The organism is Nonomuraea sp. NPDC047529 (genome assembly GCF_040642995.1).
Taxonomy (GTDB): domain Bacteria; phylum Actinomycetota; class Actinomycetes; order Streptosporangiales; family Streptosporangiaceae; genus Nonomuraea.
The window spans coordinates 94,079-107,648 of sequence record NZ_JBEYTJ010000005.1; the positions used below are offsets into that span (position 1 = coordinate 94,079).

16 protein-coding genes and 1 pseudogene are annotated in these 13,570 nt (G+C 64.8%); 8 read left to right on the top strand and 9 right to left on the bottom strand.

The features are described 5' to 3' along the window. Positions 1–84 precede the first annotated feature (84 nt). From ABZ815_RS10650 to ABZ815_RS10660, 3 genes are read left to right on the top strand one after another with little or no spacing between them, the layout of a single operon-like run. Positions 85–378, top strand: a complete 294-nt coding sequence (locus tag ABZ815_RS10650) for a hypothetical protein (RefSeq protein ID WP_357696267.1) — start codon at positions 85–87, stop codon at positions 376–378. After that, the gene (locus ABZ815_RS10655; RefSeq protein WP_357696269.1) at positions 375–2,393 is read left to right on the top strand and encodes a hypothetical protein; all 2,019 of its coding nucleotides are present in this window, start codon (positions 375–377) and stop codon (positions 2,391–2,393) included. Before ABZ815_RS10650 ends, ABZ815_RS10655 begins: the two co-directional genes overlap by 4 nt. Positions 2,394–2,412: 19 nt before the next feature. Further along, positions 2,413–2,961, top strand: a complete 549-nt coding sequence (locus ABZ815_RS10660; protein WP_357696271.1) for a hypothetical protein — start codon at positions 2,413–2,415, stop codon at positions 2,959–2,961. An 822-nt stretch (positions 2,962–3,783) separates the two neighbouring features. Here ABZ815_RS10660 and ABZ815_RS10665 read toward each other — a convergent pair. The 8 genes from ABZ815_RS10665 to ABZ815_RS10700 form a co-directional block, all read right to left on the bottom strand. Next, positions 3,784–5,148, bottom strand: coding sequence for a tyrosine-type recombinase/integrase (locus ABZ815_RS10665; protein ID WP_357696273.1), 1,365 nt, complete (start codon positions 5,146–5,148; stop codon positions 3,784–3,786). Next, a complete protein-coding gene (locus ABZ815_RS10670; RefSeq protein ID WP_357696275.1) occupies positions 5,145–5,336 on the bottom strand; it encodes a helix-turn-helix domain-containing protein in 192 nt (63 codons plus the stop codon). Before ABZ815_RS10670 ends, ABZ815_RS10665 begins: the two co-directional genes overlap by 4 nt. After that, positions 5,329–6,663 (bottom strand): replication initiator, encoded by a 1,335-nt coding sequence (locus ABZ815_RS10675; protein ID WP_357696277.1) that lies wholly within the window; start codon positions 6,661–6,663, stop codon positions 5,329–5,331. Before ABZ815_RS10675 ends, ABZ815_RS10670 begins: the two co-directional genes overlap by 8 nt. Before the next feature lie 241 nt (positions 6,664–6,904). Next, positions 6,905–7,066 (bottom strand): hypothetical protein, encoded by a 162-nt coding sequence (locus tag ABZ815_RS10680; RefSeq protein WP_357696279.1) that lies wholly within the window; start codon positions 7,064–7,066, stop codon positions 6,905–6,907. A 12-nt stretch (positions 7,067–7,078) separates the two neighbouring features. After that, entirely contained in the window at positions 7,079–7,408 is a 330-nt protein-coding gene (locus ABZ815_RS10685; RefSeq protein ID WP_357696281.1) for a hypothetical protein, read from the bottom strand. Next, positions 7,384–8,106: a DUF2637 domain-containing protein gene (locus tag ABZ815_RS10690; RefSeq protein WP_357696283.1), complete on the bottom strand. Its 723-nt coding sequence runs from the start codon at positions 8,104–8,106 to the stop codon at positions 7,384–7,386. Before ABZ815_RS10690 ends, ABZ815_RS10685 begins: the two co-directional genes overlap by 25 nt. A gap of 22 nt (positions 8,107–8,128) precedes the next feature. After that, positions 8,129–9,463 carry an FtsK/SpoIIIE domain-containing protein gene (locus ABZ815_RS10695; RefSeq protein ID WP_357696285.1) on the bottom strand — a complete coding sequence of 445 codons (1,335 nt, stop codon included), beginning with the start codon at positions 9,461–9,463 and terminating at the stop codon, positions 8,129–8,131. Continuing rightward, positions 9,456–9,785, bottom strand: a complete 330-nt coding sequence (locus ABZ815_RS10700; protein WP_357696286.1) for a hypothetical protein — start codon at positions 9,783–9,785, stop codon at positions 9,456–9,458. The genes ABZ815_RS10695 and ABZ815_RS10700 overlap by 8 nt, the downstream gene beginning before the upstream one ends. Positions 9,786–9,937: 152 nt before the next feature. On the opposite strand from ABZ815_RS10700, the gene ABZ815_RS10705 reads away from it, so the two are divergent. The 3 genes from ABZ815_RS10705 to ABZ815_RS10715 all read left to right on the top strand — a co-directional run bounded on the left by ABZ815_RS10705 (position 9,938) and on the right by ABZ815_RS10715 (position 12,142). Beyond that, positions 9,938–10,303 (top strand): winged helix-turn-helix domain-containing protein, encoded by a 366-nt coding sequence (locus ABZ815_RS10705; RefSeq protein WP_357696288.1) that lies wholly within the window; start codon positions 9,938–9,940, stop codon positions 10,301–10,303. Between the two features lie 247 nt (positions 10,304–10,550). Beyond that, a complete protein-coding gene (locus ABZ815_RS10710) occupies positions 10,551–11,579 on the top strand; it encodes an AAA family ATPase (protein WP_357696289.1) in 1,029 nt (342 codons plus the stop codon). Next, complete coding sequence (locus tag ABZ815_RS10715; RefSeq protein WP_357696291.1) at positions 11,576–12,142, top strand: guanylate kinase; 567 nt, start codon at positions 11,576–11,578, stop codon at positions 12,140–12,142. The genes ABZ815_RS10710 and ABZ815_RS10715 overlap by 4 nt, the downstream gene beginning before the upstream one ends. Before the next feature lie 277 nt (positions 12,143–12,419). On the opposite strand, the gene ABZ815_RS10720 is transcribed toward ABZ815_RS10715, so the two are convergent. After that, on the bottom strand, positions 12,420–12,638 hold the full coding sequence (locus ABZ815_RS10720; protein WP_357696293.1) for a hypothetical protein: 219 nt from the start codon (positions 12,636–12,638) through the stop codon (positions 12,420–12,422). 118 nt (positions 12,639–12,756) lie between these two features. Between ABZ815_RS10720 and ABZ815_RS10725 the strand changes: the two genes are divergently transcribed. Together ABZ815_RS10725 and ABZ815_RS10730 are read left to right on the top strand one after the other, a co-directional pair. Continuing rightward, the gene (locus ABZ815_RS10725; RefSeq protein WP_357696295.1) at positions 12,757–13,008 is read left to right on the top strand and encodes a winged helix-turn-helix domain-containing protein; all 252 of its coding nucleotides are present in this window, start codon (positions 12,757–12,759) and stop codon (positions 13,006–13,008) included. Between the two features lie 34 nt (positions 13,009–13,042). Continuing rightward, positions 13,043–13,514: pseudogene (locus ABZ815_RS10730) on the top strand (NUDIX domain-containing protein). The last annotated feature ends 56 nt before the right edge of the window (positions 13,515–13,570 follow it).

The window sequence follows — 13,570 nt, forward strand, 5'->3', positions numbered from 1 at the left end:
CATTCGACTCGACGGCACTACGACCGCCCTTTATCGTCACATTGATCCCACAGATAGTCGTCCTCAAGATCCGAAAGATCCAGGATGATGGCATCCCAGGAACAGATCGCCGCCGCCCGGCGGACGATCGAGCAGTTACGCGACCAGCACGCTAACGACGTGCGCAAACTCGTCATGCTGCTCGAAGACGGCGCGATGAAGGGCAAGGCCGCCGACAAGCTGCTCAAGGACTGCCAGGCATGGGAGGCAGCCTATAGAGGCGCCTTCAACCGAGCTTTGGCACTGGTCGAGTCCGCACATCCCGATCCTGCCCAGCCGACCGATCCCTTGGGGCTGGGGACGCCACCACTGAATCTGCCGGGAAGGGCCGGCTTATGACTCCGCCCTCGAACCGGATCGGCATCGACCCCGCGCTGATGACTCAGCTCATCGGCGAGATCAAGCGCCTCAAGCAGGCATGGCCGGACGCGGATGCGCAGATCGGCAGAGTCTTGAGCTCGATTGGCACCAGCATGACCGGACCGGGCACGCTGTCGGACGTCGCATCCCAGATGGCCCAACAGGTCCCCGACCTTCAGCGCCGCTTGGACCTCATCGTCTCCACACAGAAAATCGGGCTCGACAAGGGGGTCATCTGGGCAGATGAGACGCTGTGGGCGTCTCACTCGCCGGCGAGTGGCGCGGCTGCGGCCAAGTCCGTCGCGGACCAGCTTCGAGAAGCCCGCAAGCGTGGCGCCTTCACCAGCAAAGATTCGCTGCCGAGCAAAATCCTGGAACAGCTGGAGAAACACAAGAACGATCCCTACTTCGCCGTGTCCTTCGCCCAGGAGATGCCGCCCAAGGAGCTCAAGACGCTCCTGAAGGATCTTTACTTCGCGGACGTCAGCTCCCTCCACAAGGAATGGAAAGAGCCGCCGACCTCGGCCGTAGACAAGCTGGTGGCGGCTCTCAGCGTGACCTTGGGAACAGCATCGCGAGGAGTCGGCGACATGAAACCCCCCAAGGGCTATGTCGATGAGTTGATCGCAACCGATGACATGGGTGTGAGTGGAACCATCGTCAGCAACCTCCTGCGATACGGCGCCTTCGATGACACCTTCCTCCGTGATACCGCCAACAAGGTGTTCGACAACCTGCAGAGGCCGCGCGACGAGCAGCAGGGGATAATCGGTTTCACTCCTGGCCTCGCTGCCGCTCTGGCCAACAACCCCAGAGTCGCTCAGGACTTCTTCACCGACTCCAAGCGTAAGCCGCTGGCATTCCTGATGCGGAAGACCTACTGGGGCGATGGAAGCAAGGAACTCGGCCGTGCGATCGAGGCAGCCACCACGACGTTCCGTGACAACGGTCAACCTCCGGGCACCTCGCGTGGATACAAGTCAGCCTTGATCGCCTCTTGGGCCGTCCACTTCTGGGCGGATCCCAAAGCACAGTTCGCCCTCCCTGACACGCGGCAGAGCGCCGCCCGCGTCTTCGCCGCCTACATCGGCGATGTAAACCAGATCTCACCGCAGATGCCCGAATACCTGGGGACCTCCCCCATACCTGATGGAGACCCAACGCTTCCAGGCAAGCAACCGTATGGAGCCGTCTTCGGCCACGATGAGTCGAAGGAGGCCATGACCTGGGCATTCAAGGATCCCGAGGCGCTCAGGACTGTCATGGCCGGCCACGGCAAATACAGCGTGATGGTCATGGATGCCGAGGCCACACGCATCGCGAAGGTCAACAGGGATGCCTTGGACGCTTGGCGCAGGAGGCACCCAGAAGCCAGCAAGGCAGAGGTCGAGGAACAGAGCCAAAAGATTCTTCGGGACAACATGGCGGGCCAGACAGTCCAGGACTTTAAGATTAGAGTCCACAATCTTAGCAAGTCGCTTCATTTCATCGTTGATGCAGGAAACATGTCCGAGATCAACACGGCAGACGCAAAGGACAAAACTAACAAAATCCTAAAGGATGTGGCCGTGAGCACAGGGAAGCTGATGCTCACGCCTTACGGCTGGGCTGTCGCCGGATACGAGTACATTGCGGATAACGCAGACCCACTGATCGAGTTCGAAGAAGGGAAGAAGGCCCGGGCAAAGGCCGAGACGGCTCTAGAAACGAGCGAGACCATGTTCAGAGACATGACTGCGGATGCGATGATGCGGCACGGCCTATTCGGAGACGACACAGCAGCGGCCACAACACACCCACACGCGTCCGATAGTTACACAAAGGGATCAGATCGGGATTTTATCAGAGATGGAGAGATACTGCCTCGAAGTGCCATGACCGTGACCCAGCGGATAGCGTACGAAAATTGGCTGGAATATGGTCCCGCCTCAGGCATGTTCATGGAGATCAACAAGGCTGTTGGAGACGGATTCCGTCCAAAGGATTCTAACTAGCCGAGGCGGAGGCGGACTAATGAGAGCTCGTTCCTCAGCACTACTACTGATCATTTTGGTAGCCGGGACGACAGCTTGTTTACCATCTGCCCTGACACAGGACAAAACACCTCTAGGTTCAGTTACCGCATCGCCTGGCGAATGCGGCCTGCTCTCCAGCCAAGCCATTACTCGAGCAACAGGTTTGACCGACTTCTACGCCAGCGGCACCAATTCCCCAACTCACTTCCAGTACTGCGTCGTATCCGAATCGGGCAACGCTAAAGCACCGAAGCGGCTGGAGATCGAACTGCACGACGACCTAGCCTTTTCACAGGAAGGCCTCGAACGTCGAAGAGTCACCGACAAAGGTGTCACCCTGCCAGCCGGGGTCGGCCCTGGATATAGCGCGGCGATCAAAGGTAAGGACGGCGAGCCGTTGGGGGCCTACGTGTCAGCATGGGCATCGCATGGCACCAAACTACTCTCCGTCACGCTTTATCGGGGCGCGCCAGGCCGAGATCACCAAGCGGACGTCATCGAGTTCGCTCGGCAACTCCGGCCCCTCCTCCTTGCTCAGACACCTTGACGACTTCACTACCCGTAGAGAAAGTGACACGCTCGATTACGGATGAGGAACTCTGATCGGGAAGGAGGAAAAAGCTCGTCGCATTTCGCGGCGATCCAGGGAGCCGAGCTCGTCCTGTCGCGGTGCTCGGGAACCACGGGCCTGCCCCTTCCTGGACGACGAGGAGGCGTCGAAGTCGTCGCATACGGCGTTCGAGGAACGACATCATGGTGCCGACGTGCCACAGCCGAGTCCCGTGATGGGTGATACTCCCCCGTCGGCTCCGCCTTGTCCTTCGACTGCTTACGAACTGTCCGCGGGACCGCCAAAGGCGACGGCGCATGGGGAGCAGGCGTATGCGTCGCTGGCGGAGTGAGCATGATTGGGTGTTCGGCAGGACTTAGGCGAGCTGTCTGCAGCGAGGTAGCCGTCGTTCGAGGCGACGCGTTGTCATTGCCCCATGCACTCGACCAGAGGCTGAAGCTGCCACAGGCCAAGAGGCCGGCGATCAGCACCGAACGGATCAAGCGACCCCGCCTTCGCAGACCTGATCGTTTGGGCGAGGCAGGGGGTGAATACGTTCGCCAGTCAAGGGAGTCGGACGTGTCGAGGAGCCGGGGAAGGTCTCGAAGCGACCGGCCGTACGGCGGTTGCCACGGCGAGGCGGGCTCTGCGGAGAGCAGCGCGGGGTGGTCGGGGTCGGTGTGCATGGTCCTCCTCTCGCTGCGCGTGCATGACAGGGTGGCGCAGCGTGATGGGATTCTGTGGGAACGACGCGGCATGGCGAGCAGCGTGAAACAAAAGGGCCCCGGCAGATCCGGGGCCGAACGGGACAAGGGTTAGTTATGTGTCGAGGGCGTTGTTGATTTTGTTGTTGATCTGCTCTTGTTGGCCGTCGATGCATTTGGCGTAGACCCGCAGGAGCACATCGACGCTGTGGCCGGCTCGTTTGGCTACTTCGGGGGCCGGGACGCCGGCGTTCAGCCAGAGGGAGACCGCGGCGTGGCGGAGGTCGTACGGTCGTGCTGCCAGTGAGGAGGAGGCCTGTTCCGGGGTGAGGGCCAGTTTGCGGGCTTCTTGCCAGACGTAGGAATGTGCCGAACTGGAGTAGGTGCCGCCTGTGGCCGTGCTGAAGATCCTGCCGTCCTTGGCCGTGCCGTACTCGGCGACGTGGTCGCGGAGCAAGCTGACCAGGGTGGGCGGAATGGGGATCTCTCGTGTCTCCTTGTCCGCGCGGTGCTTCAGGCTGCGGGACTCGTGGGTCTCGCCGGAGTTGGTCCAGCGTTTCGTGCCTTGGGGACGGGCCTTCTCCAGGATGATCAGGCCCCAGCCCGTTTCAGGCAGCGTGCAGTTCTTCAGCCGGAGGTCGGCCGCCTCCTCTGGCCGGAGAGCGGCGTAATAGATGCAGGCGAACAGGGCTTGTAGTCGAGCGCCTCGCTTGCGGCCCACCTTGGGCAGGGCGTTGAGAAGTTGCCGTGCTTGGGCGGGATTGACCACCGTACGAGGGTCGATGACCGTGACGGCCCTCGGCGCCGTCCATTTAATCTCGTCCAGCGGATTGGTGTTGAACACCTTCTGCTCGACTGCATGTTCCAGCAGGTGATGCAGGATGGCACGCTTGCGCCGTACCGTGTTCGCCCCCGCTGGAGTGCCGGCGAAGGTGACCGAGATGGCGTCGAGGGCCGTACGCAGAACGTGTGCCTCTCCCAGTGCCGAGAGCGGGAGTGATGCCCTCTGCAGCCAGGCCAATGCTGCTGCTTGGGCCGTCGTTAGGGCTGCACGTCTGCCCTCTGGAAGCAGTCCGTGGATCCTGAGGACCTCCCGCAGTTCTTCTGCGGCGGGACGGCGAGGTGTGTCGGTCACCAGGGCCGGAATCAGAGTTAGGAGTGCATACGCGTCCGTCTCACGGGTCCGGGCCGCTGAGGTGTTCCAGCGCCGGAGAACGTACGCCTGAGCGAACTCCAGGAAGGACGGCCCGGAGGACCCGGCGGCGAGCATCGACACCGGCAGGCCGGTGGCGATGTCGAACTCCTCCCCCGCCTTGGCAGCCTGGCGCAGGTCAGAGACGAATGCGTTGGCCAGGCCCTTGGTCCTGAAGCTCTTGGACTTGGGCTTGCCCGCGACCCGCCAGCGGGCGATGAACGTAGGAGTCTCACGGTCCGTACGGTGCTGAATTTCGCCGAGCTTCACGTCGTAAGTGGTGTTCATACGGCCCCCCGTCGCGAGTCGAGCCAGGCTGTGAGGTCGCTCCGCCAGATGCGGAGTTCGAGGTTGGGCAGTTGGATGCAGACCGGCGCGCGGCCGAGCTCGCGCCAGCGGTAGAAGGTGCGCCGGGAGACGCCGCCCAGTTCGGCGAGAACCTGCGGGACGGTCAGCAGTTCGTCGCGCCTACTCATCGGCGGTCACCAACTGCGTTGCGAGTGGTGTGCCGGTGAGTGCAGCCGCAAGGAGTTGATCTCCGAGGGAGAGTCCTTGTCCGGCGTACTCCCAGTGGGTGACGACGAGGATGGTGTCCTCGTCGAAGAGCGGCAGCCGCCCGAGGCTGATCTCTTCTGTGCGCATGTGTTCTTCGCGGGCGGCGCGGAGTTCGCCAAGGGTGGTGGAGTAGTGGCGGCTCTTGGTGGAGAAGTGGCCGCGGAAGCCGAGCATGTGGGCCCAGTGAGTGAGCCGCAGGTCGGCCAGGTCGGCGTTCTCGCCAAGGCGCATGCAGGCGGCGATCAACCGGCGGGCGTGGTCTCGAACGGGGAGGGCGTCGAGATTGTCGAGGGGCTGGATACGCCGGTCCAGAGTGCCGACGCACTCGGCGGCCTTGGTGGCGTACTTGGCGATGTAGGCAGCAACGGCCTGTTCGGTGAGGTCGCCGTTCATGGTGATGCGGCGGACGTCGAGCTGAGTGCCCCAGCGGAACGTTCGGCCCAGCGGCTTGATCTCGGCGGTCACGACGGCCGCCGAGTGCTGGGCGGCGTCGGCCAGGGCGTCGGCGGTGGCCCAGGCCGGCGGTGGCGAGTTGGGGCCGTCGGGTCCATCCAGGCGGATGACGGCATGGAAGTGGACGACACCGCGGCGCTGGTATTCGGCGACCTTGGCGAAGGCGATGGTCACCTGTTCGCGCAGGGCTTTGACGGTCAGGCCGTTGAGGCGGGCGAAGCGGCGGCGCAGGGCGAGGGTGAAGCGGCGCCAGAGCTCAGGGCTGATGGCGTTGAACAGGACCGAGCCGTCGTAGTCGTAGCAGTCGGGGCACAGCGGTTCCCCGAGACGCGAATCGGCGGCGTGGTGCCGGTCGGTGCAGGACATGAGCTGTCCATGCGGGCAGGTCTGGGCGTTGCGGCGGGCGTGGCAGGGCAGGACCTTGCCGTTCTTCTCCCGCCGCACGTGGACCGCCCCGAAGGAGGGCGCGGTGAGGGTGACGAACAGGCACGGGTGCGAGCTGACCGTCTCGGGAACGCCCTTGCCGCCGACGAGGCCGGCGCGGACGAGTTGATAAGTGTCGGCGCGGTAGACCTCGGCGCAGGCCGGGCAGCGGGAGGCGCGGCGGGTCTTGCATGGGACACGCAGGACACCGTTCGGTTCGCGGTTGGTGCTGTAGCGGTGGAGCAGTTGGCCGGTGGCCTGGTCGTAGTGCTCGACCTTGCCACGCAGGTGAATGGGCTGTCGGCAGCCGCCGGTGCGCTTGATCTGGCAGGCCCAGCGGTCGTAGTCGGGTTGGTGGAGCCGGTCGATCATCCCGGCTACCGCGTGAGAGCGCGCAAGGTGGGGCAAGATGGGTTCCGTCCTATCCAGTGACGCTGGTGTGGATGGCCCCCGGCCTGGCGCGGATCTTGGCGGATGTGTGGCCAGGCGGGGGGCGCTGCGCGTTATGCGCCGTGGTTATCGATGCCGCTGCCGTGGCAGTCGGCGCAGGTCTGGTCGTCGGTGATGCCAGTGCCGTTGCAGGTGCAGCAGCAGTAGCGCGGGATCGGGATGGTCACCGGTTGTCCCGAGGGACGATGCGGACGTACACGCGGTACTTGCGCGGGTGGGCGCGGTCTGGGTACGCCCGTGACATCGCGGTGACCGTGAAGACCTCACGCAGGTGGATCAGACCGAGGGTGATCTCCGCGCGGTTACCTTCGAGGCGGATACGCATGTTGGTGAGCTCCTAGGTCTCGTCGTGCTGGATGGAGTCGCGGTAGCTGTTCACCGCGTCGTGGCGGGCTTGGGCAGCGGCGAGGATGGCCACGGCCCGGTATTCGACCGGCCCGAAGTGCACGGAGGTCGCGTAGTGGCCGTACGGCGAGTTGTCGAATTCGATGGGCGAGCCGATCCGGGCGGCGATCTGGTCGATCTCGGCGCGCATGTCCTCGTCGGCTTCGTGGGCGGAGAAGTAGTGGAGGGTCGGGTCGGGCGGGGCCGGTACGTCGGGGTGGGTCTCCAGGAAGATGGCCAGGTTGAGCAGGCCGTTGATCAGTTCTCGGCGGTGGTCGCGCATGACGTTCCTCTCAAGGGATCTCTGGTGTGGTCTCGCAGGGCGCGGAGCAAGGTTGAGGCGAGTTGGTCGGACACGCCCAGGCGGGCGCGCAGCAGGTCGCAGGTGATGGGCTTGCCGTGCTTGGTCTGGTGTTCGACGGCCACGCGGCGGGCGTAGTCGACCAGGGCTGGTGCGGGAGCGGGACCGTCGTCGTCAGCGGGGACGAGCGCGGGACGGTCCTCGTACGAGACGGCTTGGGACGTCTCGGGGACGGACGGGGACGCTTCTGCCCAAGACGAGGACGGCTGTAGGACGTCCTGGGACGGTTCGGTTCGGGCAGTGGTGGCGCGGCGTTCGAGCATGGAGACCGCGACGAGGAAGGCGCCGGCCGGAGTGGCTGCGGTGATCCAGCCCCAGACCGTCGGGGCGGCTTGTTGCAGGTTCGCGGCCAGGGACAGAACAACTCCGCCGGACAGGACGAGGACGGGCCAGGAGACGGGACCGCGCCGAGCCTTGCCCGTCTTCTTGTCGCGCTGGCGTTCCCGGGCAGCCATGACGCAAGTCAGATCGACACAGACCGCGATGGCCCACGCCATCCAGCCCTGCTGGCCGTTCTCGGTGGCGGTGTCACGGATGTGGGTGAAGGATCCAGCTCCGGCGATGAGGGCCAGGACGACGACGGGGCCGGTGTCGAGCAGCCAGGCGGCGAAGCGTCGCATCTTGTTCCTCCTCTCCGGCGAGTCAGGCGGTCTGGGAGTCGGGTGTCTGGTGAGGTTGTGCGGCCATGACCTCCGCCCACGTCGGCGCTCTGTCGGCGTAAGTACGGGCGGCGTGTTCGGCGGCTTGCTCGCTGACGTAGAAGGACCGGGCCCGGTACCACTGGCCGTCCTGACCGGCGACGATGGCGACACCCGGCGTCTCGGCGGCGATGGCGCGAGCCGAGTCGAGCGCCGCCGGGTCGAGATCGCCGAGGGTCATGGTGGCGGTCTCGGGATCGTTCACCCGGTGGCAGATCCGGCCGGAGCACTGAGCCCGAAGGGCGGTGACACCGGGACCGAGGTCAGAGCCGATGCGCTGACCGCAGCAGAACAGATAGATGCCGAACGCCCTACCGAGCTGCGCCACCCGAAGCAGCGCGGTCGAGGTTCTGGCGATCTCGTCCTTCTCCGACTTGTCTGCCATCAGGTAGAGCTCGGCCAACTCGTCGACCAGGACCACGACCGGGACCGGACGCATGCCCGGCGGGAGCTGCCAGATGTTGCGGGCCGAGGCCATCCGGCACAAGCCCATCCGGTCGGTCATGAGCTCCACCAGGTCATCGAGCAGTCCCCCGCACTCGGCGCGGCTCGTGGCCAGCGCGGACAACCGCGGCGCGTACGGCGTGAACTCGACTCCGCCCTTGAGATCGAAACCGACCAGGGCGACGGGTTGCGGGGCCAGGCCGACGATGAGCGCGTTGGCCAGGTTGGACTTGCCGGACTGGGTGGCGCCGGCGTTAAGCCAGTGCGGGACCGTCCGGAAGTCGACGGTCCAGGGCTTACCGGTCTCCAGCCGACCGACGGTGACCTTGAGCAGCTCCGTCGAGGGTGGCAGGTCATCAACCTGGACCAGCGGGTCGCGCAGGGTGACGGCGATCCGTACCCGGCCAGGCTTGTCAGAGGAGACGCGCACGGCGTGCACGCCCCAGGAGTGCGCCAGCCGTTCGGCGGCGTCGGAGTAGTCGGCCGGGATCTGGCCTTCAAGGGTGTGCAACGTGACCCGCCAGCCGTAACGGGTCGGCAGCGGCAGCCACATGAACGGCTTGGTGTCCACGGCGACGCGCTGGAACTTGCGCCGGACGCGGACGACCCCGGTCGAGGCCACCATGCCCGGAACCGTGGTGAACCAGAACCGCTGCCGCTTCTTGGTCAGACCGCAGCCGAGGGCGACCTTGCGCCAGGACGCCCGAATGCTGATCGCGGTCAGCGGATAGCCGACGACGAGCCAGAACGACGGGTGGTGCCAGCGGCGCCAGGCCCAGAGCCCGGCCGCGACAGCGGCCAGGACTCCGAGCAGGGTGTAGAGCTGATCAGACACTGGCGGCCTCCTGCTGCGGGAGCAGGGCGGCGGCCCGGTAGGCGATCCCCCAACGGCCGGCGATCTCCCAGACGTAACCGAGAAGGCCGACCGCGTTGACGGCGTCGCCGGCCTTGATAGGCGGTTCACCGCTGATACCGATCTTCACGAGCTCGATCCGGCCGAACTCGTCCTCTACCGACACGGTCACCTCGTAGACGGTGTTGCCGTTCTTGTCGGTCTTGATCTCGCCGGTGTCCTTGTTGAGCAGCCGCGGGCGCGGCGCCTTCACGCAGGTGATCGCGAGCTTGCTGGTGTCCACAGGGATGGGGACGGTGCGCATGGCGTGAGTTCCTTACGTAGTGCCGTTGTGACTCTTAGTATTCATGGAACACTTGGCGTTCTAAGTTGTCAAGGGATTCCACGAAGACTTGGTTGGCATGTCGTGCGGGGTGTGCTGAAGTAGAGGCCAGACGACCTCACGGAAGGCGCGGAATGGTCGAGAAGAGCGGTCGCCCCGGCTACCTCCAGATAGCGGACGACCTTCGTACGCAGATCAGAACGGGCTCACTCGCGCCCGGCGCTGCGTTGCCCTCGACCGCCCGGCTCGGCCAGCGCTACGACGTGTCCGCCAGCGTGGTCAAGGCCGCGATCAGCGTGCTCCGCACCGAGGGGCTGATCGTCGGCCAGCAGGGCAAGGGCGTGTTCGTACGGGAGGGCGCGGCGGAATCGCTCCAAGAGCCGGCCCCATCGGACGTCATGGACCAGCTCTCTCAGATGCGGAGCACTCTGGCGACTCTCGGCGAGCGGATCGCCGACCTGGAGAAGGCCGTGTTCCAAGAGCGGAAGCGATCTCGCTGACCCGACAGGCCAACTCTTCCATCTCCGCCCGAATGGCCTGAAGTTCGGCCAGAATTTGCTCGTTTGCGGTCACTCTCGGCACCCCTTTTCTGGTGGTTCGTAATCCCCTGTGGGATGCCGTTAGTTCATCGCGTATCGCCGCTGTTGAGTATCACGGAGCGTTAGCTAAGCTTCTGCATTGCTGCCTGCACGGCGGTTACACATGCGCTTACACACGCCCGCCCCTCCAAGCGCGCAAAAGGATGCGATGAAGACAATTCACCGCCCCGGATGGCAACCTCTGCTGCTGCGCCAGTACCGCGAAGCACACGGACTCACCCTCGAAGCCGCAGGTGACCAGCTACGCCAGGTCGCCGCACGGCACGGACTCACCGCGCCGGCCGCGAATTTCCAGACACTCTGGGCACACGAACAGGGATCGGTATACCCCGGGCCTCACTACCGACGAGCCTATTGCCTCCTATACCAGGCAAACGAACCCACACTGGGTTTCCGGCTGCCGCTTCCCGGCGAAATATCCGAAGTGGAAAATTCCATCTCGGATTTGCCCCAGCCCACCGACCCCGCCGTGGACAACGCCGCCGCCGAGGTGATCGAACAGGCCCTCGTCAAAGTCTCGGGCGCTCCCACCAACGGTGAGCAGAACGCCCTCCTCAACCGAGTCGTGGACGCCTGGCGACGCCGCCACGGCCAAGGCAGCCCCAAGCCCATCCTCACCCTCGTCGGCGGCTACGCCGGATCCGGCAAGACAGAGTTCTCCCGCTTCCTGTCCGACATCACCGGCTGGGCCTTCCTGGACAAGGACTCCCTGACCCGCCCTATGGTCGAGCGCCTTCTGATCTCCCTTGGCGGCGACCCCCACGACCGGCACACCGAGCTGTACCTGAGCGAGGTCCGCCCGCTGGAGTACCGGTGCCTGATGGAGACCGCGTTCGACAACCTCAAGGTCGGCACTTCGGCCATCCTCGCGGCACCGTTCATTGCCGAACTCCAATCCCCCGACTGGATCTCCCGCCTCACCAACCGATGCGCGGCCAGGGGCATCGACGTGGCCGTGGTCTGGGTGCGCTGCGACGCCGACTCCATGCGCGAGTACATCGAGTTCCGCGGCGCGCCCCGAGACACCTGGAAGCTCGCCAACTGGCAGACATACGTCAGCGGCCTCAACTCCGAGACCAGCCCGCCCACCGCGCACATCACCGTCGACAACCGCCTCGGCGCCGCCATCAGCCTTGCCGACCAGACCCGCGAGACGTTGAAGCGGATCCTCATATGAGGGGCATCGTCCTGTACGGGCCACCCGCCAGCGGCAAGAGCACCATCACCGCCGCCCTCAGCCGACTCGACCCGCGGTTCACCCTGGTGCGCAAGCTCAAGGCCGGCAACCAGCGCGGCACAGAGTACGACTTCGTCACCGTCGAGGAGCTGGCCAGGCTGCGAGCCGCCGGCCGCCTCCTCCTGGAGACGCCTCGATACGGCAACACGTACGCCATCGACCGCCACCAGATCGACGAACTGGTCTCGTCCGGCCAGGTACCGATCGTCCATCTGGGCACCATCGCCGACATCCGCCGACTGACCGAGGCAACAGCCTGGCTGGTCGTCCTGCTGTGGGTACCGCGGGCGGTCTGCGAGGAACGCTCGCGACAGCGCCTCGACATCGACACACCACAGCGCTTGGCAGCATGGGACGAGGCATTCGCCGACCTGCACACCCATGGTGAGATCACGTTCCATCACCGGCACCGAACCGACCTGATCGCGCCGGAAGAGATAGCGCAGCAAATCGCAAGCGCCTACTACGGCCGCGAAGTGGCGCCGATGGATCAACGCGCGTAGCCGGTGAGGATCTGCATCCATAGCCGCCGAGCAGCCCGAGCAGACATCCATTCGGTCTGAACGACGCGCGGGCGGCCGTCCGATGACAAGCGTCGGATGAACGACAACCCGCCGGCCGCGCACAACTCGTACATCGGAGGCATGCAGGTGCACGTGTGCTCATGGACCCTGATCCGATCGCATCGCCGCACAACGTCTTGCCAGGCCACTTGAAGCACATCCTCCTGAGGAACTGCCAAGTGATGGCTGTGATGGTCGAAGCGCCACGACGGTACGGTCATACCTCGGCCCCCAACTGCGCCTGCGCGAGAAGCAGCCTGACGAAGGTCTCCAGGTCATCCGCGCTCACCGTCTGCTGCATCCCAGCGTCAACCTCTTTGTCGCTGAGCCGTACGCCGCTCCGGCTCCCATAGAAGGCGCCTGCGTCACTCTGGAAGAAGGACCAGCCGGGGAAGCGCGCGCGAAGCGCTACAAGGCAGTGACTCTTGGTTGCCATGTCACAAGCGTAGAAGTTGCTCTAGGAGCCTGTCTACCCCTAGGGATACCGAGGGATATCGATAGATCCCTATAGGCGAGTGACGACCCTTGAAGTCCCCTTTCTACGCTTGGGCCTCGTGATCGAATTCGAGCCGGATCGCCCCCGCTGGCAGCAGGTCGCCGACGTCCTCCGCGGACGCATCAGCAGCGGCGAATACCCGCCAAAGTACCTCGTCTCGGAAGTCCGCCTCGTCCAGGAGTTCGGCGTTGCCCGCGACACCATCCGCAAGGCGATCCGCCAGCTGCGCGACGAAGGGCTGATCTACACCGTGCCGAACCTCGGCAGCTTCGTCAGCCCACCCGGCGAAGCTGAATCCACGAAGAGCTAAGTCCCGGCACATTGGCGGAGTAGTCTCCCGGGGCATGAGCCGCCGGATCGACTACTACGACGCCCCAGACGCACCCTTGCCGAACAGCCTCGTTCCTTCGGTCAACGTGGCCGTCACCAACGAGGCCGGCGCCCTACTCCTGATCCGCCGCAGTGACAACGACAACTGGGCCCTTCCCGGCGGCGCCATCGACCTCGGCGAGTCCATCCCCTCCGCAGGCATACGCGAGACGATGGAAGAAACCGGGATCACCTGCCAGATCATCAGGATCGTCGGCATACAGCGATCCCAAACACGTCGTCTTCTACACCAGCAACGGGGAAGCGCGGCAAGAGTTCTCCATCGTGCTCACAGCACGCCCCACCGAGGGTGAACCGACCCCGAGCTCAGAGTCCCGCGAGGTCCGATGGGTAGGACAGGAGGACGTCGAGAGCTACCTGATGGACCGGTCAATGCGAATGCGCATCCACCACTACCTCCAAGGAGCCGGCCCGCACGTCGGTTGAGACCCGAGACGCCCTGACATGGAGCTAGACCCGAGCATGAACGACGCTCCGGCAAA